The sequence below is a fragment of the Peribacillus frigoritolerans genome (assembly GCF_004358755.1).
Classification (GTDB): domain Bacteria; phylum Bacillota; class Bacilli; order Bacillales; family Bacillaceae; genus Bacillus_P.
Genome location: NZ_SMZY01000007.1, coordinates 25,412 through 38,854, shown reverse-complemented (window position 1 = coordinate 38,854; position 13,443 = coordinate 25,412). Strand labels below are relative to the sequence as shown.

Here is a 13,443-nt window from a genome sequence, read left to right as displayed (position 1 = left end):
GCTCATTCTATGAGCAGCCTTACCTCTTCATCAATCCATGCAAAAGAAACTGGATCGTATATTCTTTTTCCGCTTCATCATCCCAGTCCAGGTCCGGCATAATGATGAACCTTCCAATCAAGAACCCCATAATCGTGGTGATAATCATTCGAAGAACCGTTTCAGGAGGCATCTCAACCATCTCGCCTTTTTCCTGGAAGTGCGTGATCAGCTGCTTCAGCTTCTCAACTGCATGTTCCAAAACAACCTTGCGGAGCTCCCCCCTGAACTCTTCATGAAAAAAAACTTCCTGAAGTAAAATCTTAATCACAGGATGATTTTTCTTGATAAACTCATAGCGGTTTTCAAGAATGAATCTCAGCATTTGTTCAAGGTCCTGATGGTTCTGTTTTGTTACATCCTGAAGAAAATTCCTCACTAAAAATGGGGCAATAAATGTTGTTATGGTCGGCATGACAATCGAAAACAGCAGGTCTTTTTTCGTTTGATAATGACGGAAAATTGTGCCCTCTGCGACTCCCGCTTTTTTAGCAATTTCGCTGGTTGATGCGGCTGCAAACCCTTTATCTGCAAATATTTCAATGGCAGCTTCTACTACCTTTTTTTGTTTTTCACTCATCTTAACATCTTCATCTGTCAGCTTAAGCAGCTCTTCAATGGAAAATTGATTGCTCATTTTATAAAACTCCTCATTCATCTATATGTCCTATTATAAATGAAAAAGCAATCAACAGCATTACAGCCTCCTCACCTTTTTCAACGCGAAGATATTAAGAATCAGGAAAGCGAGGGAAAATCCAAGCAGAATATAGACATCTTGTGCAATATCCCCCCACCCATATCCTTTAATCATAATTCCCTTCAGAGCATCCGCACCGTATTTAAGCGGCATGGCATAACTGATGGACTGCAGCCAATCCGCCATCGTTTCCAATTTAAAAAGACCTGAAAAGAAAATTTGCGGCACAATGACAAGCGGTATGAATTGAAACATCTGCAGCTCGTTATTTGCAAATGCAGACAGCAAGGTGCCTAGTGTTAAAGAGGTCATAGCAAGAAGAAACGTAATAAGAAGAACATAGAAATAAGACCCTTCCATCATCATGTCCAGCACACTTATGGAAAATGCCGATATCAAAATGGCCTGAAACGTAGTAAAAATTCCAAATCCGATCACATACCCAAGAACCAGTTCAAAGCGCTTAAGCGGTGTCGCCATGATCCGGTCCAATGTTCCGCTTGTTCTTTCACGCAGAAAAGAAACACCTGCAATCAGGAAAACAAAGAAAAAGATAAATACGCCTATAAGAATTGGCCCGATGTTATCAAAGGATGTCATATCACTTGATCCGTGCAGGTAGTTCACAGCAGGCTCTGATTGCTGATCCGGTTTTACGCTTTTTTGCATAAGACCAAGCACCGCCCGGCTTACACTCGGATCAGAGCCTTCTAATGTAATCTCTGTTTCCCCTTTATCAAAAGAAACAAAAGCATCCAGACTGTCTGCTTTCACCCATTTTCCCGGTGCATTTTCATCGTATTCTATGACTTTACTATCATTCTCCTTGAGAACTGTCACCAATTTCTCCGGGGCTCCGTGCACGCCAATTTTAGGTGAGTACGCCTCACTGTCAAAAATAAAGTTCATTAATGTAAGGATAAACAGAGGGGCAATAAGCATCAGCGCCAGAGTTCGCTTATCCCGGACAAATTGCTGAATGATCCGAATCACAATCGCAAGCACCCTCATTCTTTTGCACCTCCATAAGCTAAAAATGCCTCTTCAATGGTGTTTGACTCAGAGTGTGATTTCAATTGTTCAGGCGTTCCTGAAGCGATAAGGATTCCTTCCCGAATGAAGCCAATCCTGTCACATTTTTCAGCTTCATCCATTACATGCGTTGTCACAACAATCGTCGTTCCTGTACGCCTGATGTTTTGAAGCTCCTCCCAAATCGACTGGCGCAGGATTGGATCAATCCCCACCGTCGGCTCATCAAGCACAAGGATCTGCGGTTCATGAAGCATGGCAATCGCAAGCGACAGACGGCGCTTCATTCCCCCTGAATAATCTCCTGTCCGTTTAGATGCATGTTCAGAAAGGTTAACAAGATCCATCACATACTGAATTCTCTCTTTTTTCTTCTTTCCTTTTAGACCGCTGAGAGCGGCAAAAAAAGCGATATTTTCTTTTCCGGTAAGCTCTCCGTAAAGAGCATCTGACTGTGCCATGAATCCGATATTTTTCAGAGATTTTAAGTCCGGCATTTTCACCCCTAACACGTTTGCTTCCCCCGTGCTTGCTTCTTCAATGCCAACTATCATTTTAATTAACGTTGTTTTTCCTGACCCTGAAGGTCCCAGCAGGCCAAAGATTTCCCCTTTTCCTACTGAAAATGAAACATTCTTTATCACTTCTTTTTTACCGAATGATTTTGAAACTGATTGGAGTACGATGCTCATTTCACTCATATGAAAACCTCCTAAATAAAAGTGAGTAATCACTCATTTATACCTTAAGCTATATATATTCTTTTGTAAAGTGAGTAATCACTTTTTTCTTTGCTAAAAAAGCAGCGAACCTTGAACAGTCCGCTGCTTTCTTTTATTTAAGCAACCTTCTTATCAATTTCAGTCCGTTTTTTGCGTTAGGATATCTGAAGCTGAAATCAAATTTTGTTGTTTGATGGAGAACACTTTTGTAATGAGAAAAGGCTTCAAAGCTGTACTTGCCATGATAATTGCCCATCCCGCTTTCCCCTACTCCCCCAAATGGAAGATGCGGGGTTGCAATGTGCATGAGCGTATCGTTTATGCATCCGCCGCCAAAGGAAACTTGTTCAATGACCTGCTGCTCCGTCTGTTTACTTGAAGTAAACAGGTAAAGAGCAAGTGGTTTAGGGCGAACTTGAATAAAGGTAATGGCCTCATCTAAATCGGCATATTCCATAACCGGTAAAATCGGACCGAAGATCTCTTCCTGCATAACAGCTGCATCTGCTTTTACCTCATCTAAAATCGTTGGAGCAATTTTCAAAGAATCACGATCGGCTGTTCCGCCTAAAATTGCCTTACCGTCTGAGAAGAATTCCGTTAATCGATTGAAGTGCTTCTCACTGATCATCCTGCTGTAATTTTCATTCAAAAGCGGATTCTCACTGAACATTTCCGTTATTTCAGCTTGAAGCAGCGATAAAAATTCTTTCTTTACGTCACTGTGAACAAGCAGATAATCTGGTGCGATGCAGGTTTGACCCGCATTCGTAAATTTTCCGAAGGCAATTCTTTTTGCAGAGAGCTTCAAATCAGCATCTTTATGGATAATACACGGGCTTTTTCCGCCAAGCTCCAATGTGACCGGTGTAAGGTGCTTGGATGCTGCCTCCATCACGATTTTTCCGACGGGCACACTTCCTGTAAAGAAAATCGTATCGAATTTCTCAGCGAGCAGCAGTTGATTCGTTTCAATACCGCCTTCAACCACTGCGACAAGTTCTGCAGGAAAGATTTCTTCTACCAGGTTTTTCAGAAGCTTTGATACATTCGGTGCAAATTCAGACGGTTTCAGAATCGCTGTGTTTCCTGCGGCAATCGCGCCAACAAGCGGAGATATTGCGAGCTGAAACGGATAATTCCAAGGCGCAATAATAAGGGCTGTTCCAAAAGGCTCCGGAACAATTTTCCCAGTTGTACCAATGTGGGTCATGGCTGTTTTCACCTTTTTAGGAGCAGCCCATTTTTTAAGATTCTTTTGAGAGAAAGAAATCTCCTCGAGAAGGATGCCGATCTCGGTTGAATAGGCTTCGAACTCGGATTTGTTTAAATCCTTGTTCAATGCATCCATGATCGCACGTTCCTTTTCCTTTATAGCTAGACGAAGCTTGCCGAGCTGATCATATCTTCCCTGCACACTTCTAGTGTATCCTTTTAAAAAGTAGGCTCTTTGATTGGAGAGAAGAGCTTGTATTTGTTCTTCTGCAGTCATTTATTTTACCACCTCTTAAAGTGTTTATGTGTTTAATCTTATAAACATATAATACATAATGATAGGATTACCTGTCAATTAATATGGAATGTAAAGCAGGACAACGAGCCTGCTTTCACTTCCAATAATCAAACATTGGTCCGCCTTTGCCTAATAAAGGATCGTTTTCAGGCAACGGTACGTTTTGAATACGATTTAATGCCTGCGGCCGCTCTTCTTTCTTACCGGTGCACATATCCATTTCCTGATCGTCTGGATAGGCTCCCATCACTTGAAAATCCGAGCTTTTTCCAATGCATTTATGTCCAACGCCCGCCGGAATAACTGCGACATCTCCTTGTTTAACCGAAACGGCCGTCCCATTTTCCCCGCCGAAAAGGATTTCGGCTGTTCCGCTGACTACCCCTAATACTTCATGGGAGGTGCTGTGATAATGATGGTAGTCATATACACCGTCTACCCATGTTCCCGTCCAGCCGTGCTCAAGAATCGTTGACTCGAACTGTTCTGTTGATGGAAAGGCTCCTTCGTAAATGAGAAGAGGCAGGTTCGGGTTATTGGGGATGCTGCCGTCGTCCTTGAACATGTATGTTTTAACGTTCACTTTTTTCCACTCCTTTGTTTATCGTTCCCGGTATGAGCAGACAGCCTGCCAACCCGAGGATACTGGCAAACCTTCTGATGTAGATTCCATAGGATGTATCTTTAAAGATAAATACATAGCATAACCCAATGACACAGGCAGTCAAAAAGAGAATCATACCGATATTATTGCGGTTTATCACACAATCACCATCCTTATTTTTCCTTTTCCATTATAACAAGGATGGATGAACCTCTTATCTTAAAGTTATCTTAAACCTGAGTCGTCTTTTTTCTGGCAGTTACACAAACCGTAAGCTCAGGACGGACTTTTTTATACGAGACTTTTATATTTTCATACCCGCATGCAAGCATGTCATCGTGGATTTGGCGGCCGAACATTCTTGTCTTTTCTGCACTTGCATCCTCTTCCCTTGGCTGCATCGTGATGGCGATTACTCCGCCCGGCTTTAAAGATCTTGTGATGTTCTCCAGTCCTGCGCGGGGATCATTCCAAATGGTGTAGTTATTAACGGAAAGGATCCGGTCATAGGTACGCTCCGATAATTGAACCTTCTCTGCGTCAGCTTTCATGAGCTTTACTCTCCCTTCTTCAATGTCAGATGCAAATTGCTTCTCAGCCTGTTCTTTCATTGTTTCTGAAACATCCACGCCATCAATCTTAATTCCTCGGTAGTTCTTAAGCATATAGCCCATACTGTAACCAGGGCCAAAACCAATTTCTAAAATATGATTACCCCGCTTAATGCGTAATTTTGAAATCGTCCATTTATTGATCGTTTGATTTTCAAGTGCCATAATTTTGCCGGCAATGATTCCAAAAAAACCTTTTGGCTTGCTGAAATTTTTTGTGAATGCTGAAAACATGTCTGACACCTCTTACGGATTCGTCTTGTTCTTATCTTTATCACCAAACACAGTTTGTTAAACTCTCTCGGAAAGATAATTTGCTGTATTGACAGGATTGCAGGTTGAACGTAAACTTAACTTAAACGTTTAAGTTGCTTTTTAAAATTTATTCCATATTTATACAAATGTGTATACTTAAACGATTAAGCAAAGGAGGTGACTGCCTTGGAAAGTCCCCAGTCCGTTCAGTTAGATTCAATAGTTGGGAAGCCGTTAAGCTTGTGGCGCAACCGTACATTTTTATCTCTTTTTGCAGCATACACGCTCTCGATTTTTGGAGGCACCTTTCACACGATTGCCTTGAATATTTGGGTGCTGAAGACGTATGACAGTGCGACATTGATGTCAGCGATTTTAATTACTCATCTCCTCGTCAGCACATGTTTTGCCTCCATTGCAGGGACTGCAGCAGACCGGATGAACCGGAAAAAAATGATGTGGATCGCTGACATGATCCGTTGCGGGCTCGTCGTCGGGCTTGCCGCTGCGATTTCTGTGCAGACTCCTTTTTGGGTCATCATTCTTTTAACCGCTTTAACTGCGTTATCGGGGTTATTCAAAGCTCCGGCATTTAACGCCTCTCTCATCGATGTAGTCGGGAAGGAAAACATCCAAACCGCTACAGGAGCCATGAGTCTTGCAGACAATATTGCGAGAACACTCGGGTTTGCAGCTGGCGGAGTCATCGTGGCTGCTTTTGGCGGGGTAACCGCTATTTTAATCGATGCTTTAATGTTTCTTTTATCAGTCATTCTAGTCGTCATCGTAAAGGATTTCCCTGAACATAGGGCATCGTTTGCAGCAAGGACTACATTCAAGCAGGATTTTATCACTGGTTTGACTTATATATGGAAAGAGCCGTTTGCAAGAGCCATTACAATCCTCTCTCCTACTCTTATCTTGTTTTTCACAACCACTCTTATGATTATTCAGGTCATGGCAATCAAAGAATGGAAAGCAAGCCCGATCGAGTTCGGACTGATTGAAGCGAGCATTCCGCTTGGATACATGGCAGGTGCCGGACTCATTATGTTACTAGGGAAAAAACTGGTGCACCGCGGTGTCCTCATTATCACCAGCATGATCGGACTTGGACCGCTTTACATGCTGCTTGGAGGGATAAACTCCGCTGCTTGGAGCATACCGCTTATTCTATTGGTTGGCTTCATGTTTTCTTTTTGTACACTGCTGGTAAATGTCATTCTTAGAATAGAAGTCTCAAGTGATCTTCAGGGCAGAGTATTCGGAATGATTGGGGCACTCACAAGTGTTCTGCCGCCGGCAGGATTAGCTGTTGCTTCCTTTTTCACAGATGAGTTTGGCGGAGGACGGGTCCTCTTTGTTTGCGGTCTCTCGCTATTTGTAATCGGACTTGTCTGCTGGGTGCTTTTAAAAGATATTAAGAATTATAAATAAGTGCATACAAAAAAGCTGCTTGATCAACAAGCAGCTGTCTTTTATTTATTCATGTTTCCGTGATTGAATGGACATTTCCCCTCGATCGGCTCGATGTCATCCCCGATAAAATATTGCTTCCACTCCCTGTGATCAGGGTCTCCGTAATGGCTGATATTAGGATGCTTCGGAAGCTGATCCCACTTCTCCACGCGCTCTCTCACTTTTTCGCGGGACATGCTTCCTCCTTCTGAGGTTCCTTCTAGTCCTTCAAAAATGCGGCGGGGCTGAAAACCAAGCACTAAGCTGTTTCCCAAATCTCTCGTTTTCCGCTGTTTATAGGCTGGAGCGTTTCCAAAAACAAAGTACGGCTCATTTGCGAAAGAAAAAGCCCACAGATGATGATCCGGATCATGAGGGTAATCTTCCGGCCACGGTTCCTTGTCATGATCATGGAGATATTGAAGAACATTCCAGAAGTACTCCCGGTAATAAGGAATTGATTTTTCGTCTTCCTCCGGTTCAACGAAAACAAATAATCCGTGGCGGATCAGTCTAGGTGCATCATCAAATAATTGCTTGAAAGCAATCAGAGCTTCAGGCAGATTTGACCAGTCTTTCTTTGAAACGTATGCATATCTGAGCTCTCCCTTTTTTTCGGCTGCCATCCCGAAATAACATGGAAAGGTTTTATCTGTTACGACATTATGAAAATTTTTATATTCCCGAATAAGCCATTCAGGGACAATCTCAGGGTTTGTCATATCTTCTTTTTCTAAAAGGAACTTAGGTTTCGTTATCATCTTTTCACTCCTTGAGAGATTGTGAGAAAACATTCATACCTCATTAAATACCCTGCAAACAACCGCTTAAACCCTTTTTATATTTATTAAACAAACGTTTAATTAAGACCAGGTGCCATAAGATAAAAATTTCATTGTTTTTACAGGGGTCCAGTCGCTATACTTATCATAGAAAATGGAAATGGAAAGAGTGGTCGCATGCTGAAGCGTTTTTTCACCTATTACCGCCCTTATAAAGGGTTATTTTTGATTGATTTTTCATGTGCGGTGATTGCCGGACTTCTCGAGCTCGGCTTCCCGCTTGTCGTTAATGCCTTTATTGACCGTCTCCTTCCAGGCGGAGACTGGAACCTGATTATCTGGGCGTGCGCAGGATTGCTTTTGCTGTACATATTAAACACAGTCCTTCAATATGTCGTCACCTACTGGGGGCACATGCTTGGGATCAACATTGAGACTGATATGCGCAAAAAGCTGTTTGAGCATATTCAAAAGCTTTCCTTCCGCTTTTTTGATAATACGAAAACCGGTCATTTAATTTCACGCCTGACAAATGATTTAATGGAAATCGGAGAACTTGCCCATCATGGCCCAGAGGATTTATTTATTGCCGTGATGACGTTAATAGGCGCCTTTTCTGTGATGATGGTCATTAACGTAAAACTTGCTTTGCTTACGTTTTTGGTGATTCCATTCCTGCTTTTCCTTGCCATTTATTTTAATAATAAAATGACAGGCGCGATTCATCAGCTCTATACAGACGTTGCCGATTTCAGCGCGCGTGTTGAAAACAACGTCAGCGGAATCCGCGTTGTACAGGCTTTCGGGAATGAAAGATTCGAGAAAGCTCAGTTTCAGGAAAACAACCTGCGCTTCCGTTTGTCAAAATTGCTTGCTTATAAAATTATGGCCATGAATTTATCTATCAGCTATTTCCTGATGAGGCTCGTCACCCTTTTCGTCTTAGTGTGCGGCACATGGTTCGTGATTCAAAATGAGCTTTCCTACGGTGAATTCATCGGTTTTGTCCTGTTAACCAATGTTCTTTTCCGTCCGATTGAAAAAATCAACGCCATCATCGAAAGCTATCCGAAAGGAATTGCAGGCTTTAGGCGTTATATTGAACTGATTGATACTGAGCCTGACATTGAAGATAAACCGGATGCAGCTGACGCTGGGTCGTTAACAGGGGATATCCGGTATGAAGGTGTATCCTTTGGGTATCAGAATGAGGACAATGTATTAAATGATATTAATTTAACCATCCATGCAGGCGAGACGATTGCATTTGTAGGTCCATCCGGCGCCGGGAAAACGACATTATGCAGTCTTCTTCCCCGTTTTTATGAAGTAAGCGATGGACGAATTACGATTGATGGCACGGATATCCGCGACTTGACGCTGCACTCTCTGCGCAGGCAAATCGGCATTGTCCAGCAGGATGTGTTCCTTTTTTCCGGAACGATGAGAGAAAATATTGCTTACGGCAAGCTTGATGCAACAGAACAAGACATTTGGCAGGCAGCGAAGCATGCACAGTTAGAAGAACTGATCTATTCTCTTCCGAACGGACTTGATACGGTCATTGGAGAGCGGGGCGTCAAATTATCCGGCGGGCAAAAACAGCGCTTGTCCATTGCAAGAATGTTCCTTAAGAATCCTCCGATCCTTATCCTTGATGAAGCTACCTCCGCCCTTGATACCGAGACGGAAAAAGCCATTCAGGAATCTCTGGCCAAGCTGTCTGCAGGCAGGACAACGCTTGTCATTGCCCACAGACTCGCAACGATCAAAAACGCAGACAGAATCATTGTGGTCAATAAAGAAGGCATTGCTGAACAGGGTTCACATGATGAACTGATGGCAGAAGGGAAAGGGTACCGCAGGCTTTATGAGGCGCAGTTTCAATCTTGAACCGCTTGCCGCTGGTGAATTTCAGATTAAAAGACGGATTGGTTTACACATAAAAATGGAGTGTTTACTGATAGTCACCCTGGTTCCACTGATATAAACCCGATATCGATGATTAAAACCGAGGTTTCACCACGCCGATTTTTTTCAAGCCCAAAATAAAAACAAAAAGCTGATCCGTCACCCGGATCAGCTTTTTTTAGTTCAACTTCGTATTCAAAGGCTTTAATTTCGCCTCAATTTCCGCACGGCGATTTTCAAGGAATGGGGGAAGGGCAAGTGATTCGCCTAAATGATTCAGTTCCTCATCTGTATCAAATCCAGGTCCATCTGTTGCAAGCTCGAACAGGATGCCATTCGGCTCTCTGAAGTAAAGGGAACGGAAGTAAAAACGGTCTACAAATCCTGAGCTTGGAATTCTCTCAGATTTGAGTTTTTCAATCCATTTATGCATTTCTTCTTCATTGTCCACACGGAATGCCACATGATGGACGCCGCCGCGGCCAAGACGTTCCTGAGGCAGATCGAGGCGTTCTTCAATGTGAACCTCTGCTCCTGATCCTCCTTCGCCAGTTTCAAACACTAAAATATCAGGCTGTCCGGGCACGTCAGATGGATAGCTTCCTTTTGCTCTAAAGCCTAGAATGTCTGTTAAAATTTCAATCGTTCTCTCAGGCACTGCTACTGTTAACTTAACAGGTCCAAGGCCAATGATGGCAAATTCAGCTGGAACCGGACTTTTATCCCAAGGCTGCCCTCCAGCAACTCCAGCGTTCTTTTCATCAGAAACCAAGATCAGGCGCTGTCCTTCAAAGTCCCTGAATGACAACGTCTGGCGGTTTCCCGCTTGAACAATCTCACCATGTTCCACATTGTGTTCTTCAAATCTTTTTTTCCAAAAACTCAGCGCATCGTCATTTCTCACACGCAGGGATGTTGAAGATATACTGTTGACCCCTTCATGTACGCGCCCTGCATTTGGAATTTCAAAGAAGGTAAGCTCCGTCCCCGGATTTCCCTTCTCATCTCCATAAAATAGATGATAAACAGATACATCATCCTGGTTTACGGTTTTCTTTATTAATCTTAAGCCTAACGTTTTTGTATAAAACTTGTAATTTTCAGGCGCTTTAGCTGTGATGGCTGATACATGGTGAATCCCTTTTAACGGCTGCATGTTTATCCCTCCAAATATTATCTTGAATTCGAGATATTTTCTATACTTACAATATACACGCTCTGATTTGGGATGTCAAATAAAGGCGGCTTGTGTTTTTTAAGCATTCCTTCTTCTCCCTTTTTAACTGTTGGAAAAACTTTCATATTTTGCTAGTATCAAAGAGGAATGTTTTATAGGAGGGATCTCATGAGCTCTGGAGATGAAAAGAGACGGAAAAACTTAAAAGTCATTCAGTTTGATAAGGACAAAAACAGTTTAATTGAAACGCTGCAGCCTAAGGAAACGTTCGAAGATGTCGGGGGGCTGGAAGACGTTAAAAAGCGGATCCGCATGGACTTTATCATGCCCATCCAATCTCCTGAGTTTTTTCAGGCATACGGAAAAACAGGCGGAGGAAGCTTGCTGCTGTATGGTCCTCCGGGATGCGGAAAGACTTTCCTTGCTAAAGCGATTGCCGGTGAAATTGATGCAAGCTTCATTCACTTGGAGCTGCAGGCCATTCTCTCTATGTATGTAGGACAAAGCGAGCACAATCTCCATGATATTTTTGAAAAAGCACGTGAGCAAAAACCGTGCGTCCTGTTTATCGATGAATTGGATGCGCTCGGAGGCAATCGTCACCGCATGAGCCAGCACCATGACCGTGTGCTTGTCAATCAGCTTTTAGTTGAGCTTGACGGCCTCCAGTCTTTCAACGATCAGGTGTATATTATCGGCGCCACTAACACCCCTTGGTACCTTGATCCTGCCCTTCGCCGTCCAGGAAGATTCAATTCGCTGCTGTTTATTCCGCCTCCGTCTGAAGAGGAACGTGAGCTGATTCTTTCCATCAAAACAAAAGATAAGCCGCAGGATAAGCTTGATCTGTCTAAAATCGCAAAGCTTACCAGCCATTTCTCAGGGGCTGATTTAACGCAGGTAATCGACGATGCCATATCCAAAGCGATTGAGCGTTCTCTTGAACAGGGCACCCTTCAGCCAATGTCCAATACCGATTTGATGAAGTCAGCCAAAGATCGGAGTCCCACGACCCTTGAATGGTTTGCCACCGCAAAAAATTACGCTACCTTCAGCGATACAAATAAAGATTACAAGAATGTGCTTAACTATATGAAGACACACGGAATCAGGTAGGCTATGATGAATTTTCATCTTCATTTGGGCCGTATTCAAAAGCTCAGAGACTGGAGAAGATACGATGAAGCGATTGAAGAAGCACAGAACCTCATCTCATTAGACCCTGAAATTGCCCAATCTTATTCAATCCTTGCACACGTTTATTCTCATAAAGAAGACTTTGAATCATCAATTTACTATTCAAAAGAAGCATTAAAAAAAGACCCTGAGGACTACACAGGCAACTTCCTGCTCGTCAGTTCATATTATCAGACCGGTGATTTGAAGGCTTTCGATCTTGCGGTTGAAGACGCATTGCGATTGTATCCGGACACAGCACATTATTATTATTTAAAAGCCATGAGAGCTTTTCAAAAAAACAAGATCAAGGAGTCCCTTAAGCTGATGGAGAGCGCTCTTGCGCATGAGAGCGAAGATCCTGTTTACCTTGCAGCTTACAGTGACTTCCTTCTACTTGCCAACAAGAAAAAAGAATCCAGAGAATTCGAACGCATTGCCTTAGAAAAAAATGAGAATGATCCGCATGTCTTCTATTCCTTGGCTGGTACTGCTTTTAATCGCGGCGACTACAAGCAGGCCAGAGAGCTGAGCCGGCTTGCTGCCGAAATCGAGCCTGAGGAAGAAGCATACAGAGAGCAATACATGGAATTATTGAAAACAGCCTATCCCATTCATACATTCTTCCTGCGTATTGTACAGGTGAATTCCTTTTTGAGAAGAAAATCAGCGGTCTTATTATGGATTGTTATGATGTTTATCTTTTTTGTCTTAAACCCGCTCTTCTGGCTGTACCTGTTAGGCGTACTGTGTCCTTATTATGTCAGCAATTTCATAACTGGCCTGCTTGTAAGACGGAAGCTCGGCATTCCCCGAAGGAAACAGAAGGTCAGCATTTCAACTGCCATTCTAACTGGAGTATTCATTGTTTTGGCTGGAATGGGAGCCGCATCAATCTTCATGAAATAAATATCTTTTCCAGCACATTCAGCGGTTTCCCTTTTTTATCACCGAGGGTATGGTAAGAAAGAGAGGTGATTCGTGTGGCATTTAATTATGATGAGGACTTTGAAAACACGGATTTCCGAAAGAATCCAGAGAAGTACCGCGTGGGCAGAGGCGAACAGGGAGTCCTGCTTGTAGAGCCTTACAAAAGCGAAATCTTGCCTCATTGGCGCTTTAAAACGCCTGAGATCGCAAAGGAATCCTCGGAAAAGATTTATCATCTTTTTCTGGAATACAAAGATAACGATGACTTTGTCGGTATGGACATGGCGCGGAAGTTTCTGCAGATGGGATATACACGCGCAAGAAGATATGCCAATTATAAAGGCGGACGTAAGTATAAAGAAGATGGAAACATTCATAAACGGGAAATTGACGAGGAAAAAGCAAAGTCTGCTGCCATTTTTAAAGAAATGTGGATTGCCGTGAGAGAAGACGAGGAATATTTGGAATTAAAGAAAGAGCATCAGAAAATGTATGGTTAAAAAGCCTATCATTGTCAGACAATGATAGGCTTT

General features: G+C 42.9%; 14 protein-coding genes. 5 read left to right on the top strand and 9 right to left on the bottom strand.

Going from position 1 to position 13,443, the window contains the following annotated elements:
* Positions 1-19: 19 nt before the first annotated feature.
* The 7 genes from E2R53_RS21440 to E2R53_RS21410 form a co-directional block, all read right to left on the bottom strand.
* Positions 20-676 carry a TetR/AcrR family transcriptional regulator gene (locus E2R53_RS21440; protein WP_133313748.1) on the bottom strand — a complete coding sequence of 219 codons (657 nt, stop codon included), beginning with the start codon at positions 674-676 and terminating at the stop codon, positions 20-22.
* Positions 677-736: 60 nt separating this feature from the next.
* Complete coding sequence (locus E2R53_RS21435; RefSeq protein ID WP_133313747.1) at positions 737-1,750, bottom strand: ABC transporter permease; 1,014 nt, start codon at positions 1,748-1,750, stop codon at positions 737-739.
* Entirely contained in the window at positions 1,747-2,463 is a 717-nt protein-coding gene (locus E2R53_RS21430; protein WP_133313777.1) for an ABC transporter ATP-binding protein, read from the bottom strand. Before E2R53_RS21430 ends, E2R53_RS21435 begins: the two co-directional genes overlap by 4 nt.
* Positions 2,464-2,605: 142 nt before the next feature.
* On the bottom strand, positions 2,606-3,985 hold the full coding sequence (locus tag E2R53_RS21425) for an aldehyde dehydrogenase (protein WP_133313746.1): 1,380 nt from the start codon (positions 3,983-3,985) through the stop codon (positions 2,606-2,608).
* 115 nt (positions 3,986-4,100) lie between these two features.
* Positions 4,101-4,589, bottom strand: coding sequence for a cupin domain-containing protein (locus E2R53_RS21420; protein ID WP_286166367.1), 489 nt, complete (start codon positions 4,587-4,589; stop codon positions 4,101-4,103).
* On the bottom strand, positions 4,579-4,770 hold the full coding sequence (locus E2R53_RS21415; RefSeq protein ID WP_133313745.1) for a hypothetical protein: 192 nt from the start codon (positions 4,768-4,770) through the stop codon (positions 4,579-4,581). Before E2R53_RS21415 ends, E2R53_RS21420 begins: the two co-directional genes overlap by 11 nt.
* Positions 4,771-4,840: 70 nt before the next feature.
* Positions 4,841-5,455 carry a class I SAM-dependent methyltransferase gene (locus tag E2R53_RS21410; protein ID WP_133313744.1) on the bottom strand — a complete coding sequence of 205 codons (615 nt, stop codon included), beginning with the start codon at positions 5,453-5,455 and terminating at the stop codon, positions 4,841-4,843.
* A 207-nt stretch (positions 5,456-5,662) separates the two neighbouring features.
* Here E2R53_RS21410 and E2R53_RS21405 point away from each other — a divergent pair, with 207 nt between their 5' ends.
* The gene (locus E2R53_RS21405; RefSeq protein ID WP_133313743.1) at positions 5,663-6,913 is read left to right on the top strand and encodes an MFS transporter; all 1,251 of its coding nucleotides are present in this window, start codon (positions 5,663-5,665) and stop codon (positions 6,911-6,913) included.
* 41 nt (positions 6,914-6,954) lie between these two features.
* Here E2R53_RS21405 and E2R53_RS21400 read toward each other — a convergent pair whose 3' ends face one another.
* Positions 6,955-7,695, bottom strand: a complete 741-nt coding sequence (locus E2R53_RS21400; protein ID WP_133313742.1) for a YqcI/YcgG family protein — start codon at positions 7,693-7,695, stop codon at positions 6,955-6,957.
* 198 nt (positions 7,696-7,893) lie between these two features.
* Here E2R53_RS21400 and E2R53_RS21395 point away from each other — a divergent pair, with 198 nt between their 5' ends.
* Positions 7,894-9,609 carry an ABC transporter ATP-binding protein gene (locus E2R53_RS21395; RefSeq protein ID WP_133313741.1) on the top strand — a complete coding sequence of 572 codons (1,716 nt, stop codon included), beginning with the start codon at positions 7,894-7,896 and terminating at the stop codon, positions 9,607-9,609.
* A 196-nt stretch (positions 9,610-9,805) separates the two neighbouring features.
* Here E2R53_RS21395 and E2R53_RS21390 read toward each other — a convergent pair whose 3' ends face one another.
* Positions 9,806-10,783: a ring-cleaving dioxygenase gene (locus tag E2R53_RS21390; protein ID WP_133313740.1), complete on the bottom strand. Its 978-nt coding sequence runs from the start codon at positions 10,781-10,783 to the stop codon at positions 9,806-9,808.
* 189 nt (positions 10,784-10,972) lie between these two features.
* On the opposite strand from E2R53_RS21390, the gene E2R53_RS21385 reads away from it, so the two are divergent.
* From E2R53_RS21385 to E2R53_RS21375, 3 genes are all read left to right on the top strand, one after another.
* Complete coding sequence (locus E2R53_RS21385) at positions 10,973-11,920, top strand: ATP-binding protein (RefSeq protein WP_133313739.1); 948 nt, start codon at positions 10,973-10,975, stop codon at positions 11,918-11,920.
* Positions 11,921-11,923: 3 nt separating this feature from the next.
* Positions 11,924-12,889, top strand: a complete 966-nt coding sequence (locus tag E2R53_RS21380) for a tetratricopeptide repeat protein (protein WP_133313738.1) — start codon at positions 11,924-11,926, stop codon at positions 12,887-12,889.
* Between the two features lie 74 nt (positions 12,890-12,963).
* Positions 12,964-13,410 carry a DUF4385 domain-containing protein gene (locus tag E2R53_RS21375; protein ID WP_133313737.1) on the top strand — a complete coding sequence of 149 codons (447 nt, stop codon included), beginning with the start codon at positions 12,964-12,966 and terminating at the stop codon, positions 13,408-13,410.
* Positions 13,411-13,443: the final 33 nt, after the last annotated feature.

Excerpts from the sequence above, each read along its gene's own strand:
- E2R53_RS21400 (WP_133313742.1), bottom strand. The coding sequence starts at position 7,695 with ATGATAACGAAACCTAAGTTCCTTTTAGAAAAAGAAGATATGACAAAC.
- E2R53_RS21385 (WP_133313739.1), top strand. The coding sequence starts at position 10,973 with ATGAGCTCTGGAGATGAAAAGAGACGGAAAAACTTAAAAGTCATTCAG.
- E2R53_RS21410 (WP_133313744.1), bottom strand. The coding sequence starts at position 5,455 with ATGTTTTCAGCATTCACAAAAAATTTCAGCAAGCCAAAAGGTTTTTTT.
- E2R53_RS21440 (WP_133313748.1), bottom strand. The coding sequence starts at position 676 with ATGAGCAATCAATTTTCCATTGAAGAGCTGCTTAAGCTGACAGATGAA.
- E2R53_RS21435 (WP_133313747.1), bottom strand. The coding sequence starts at position 1,750 with ATGAGGGTGCTTGCGATTGTGATTCGGATCATTCAGCAATTTGTCCGG.
- E2R53_RS21395 (WP_133313741.1), top strand. The coding sequence starts at position 7,894 with ATGCTGAAGCGTTTTTTCACCTATTACCGCCCTTATAAAGGGTTATTT.
- E2R53_RS21380 (WP_133313738.1), top strand. The coding sequence starts at position 11,924 with ATGATGAATTTTCATCTTCATTTGGGCCGTATTCAAAAGCTCAGAGAC.
- E2R53_RS21430 (WP_133313777.1), bottom strand. The coding sequence starts at position 2,463 with ATGAGCATCGTACTCCAATCAGTTTCAAAATCATTCGGTAAAAAAGAA.
- E2R53_RS21425 (WP_133313746.1), bottom strand. The coding sequence starts at position 3,985 with ATGACTGCAGAAGAACAAATACAAGCTCTTCTCTCCAATCAAAGAGCC.
- E2R53_RS21390 (WP_133313740.1), bottom strand. The coding sequence starts at position 10,783 with ATGCAGCCGTTAAAAGGGATTCACCATGTATCAGCCATCACAGCTAAA.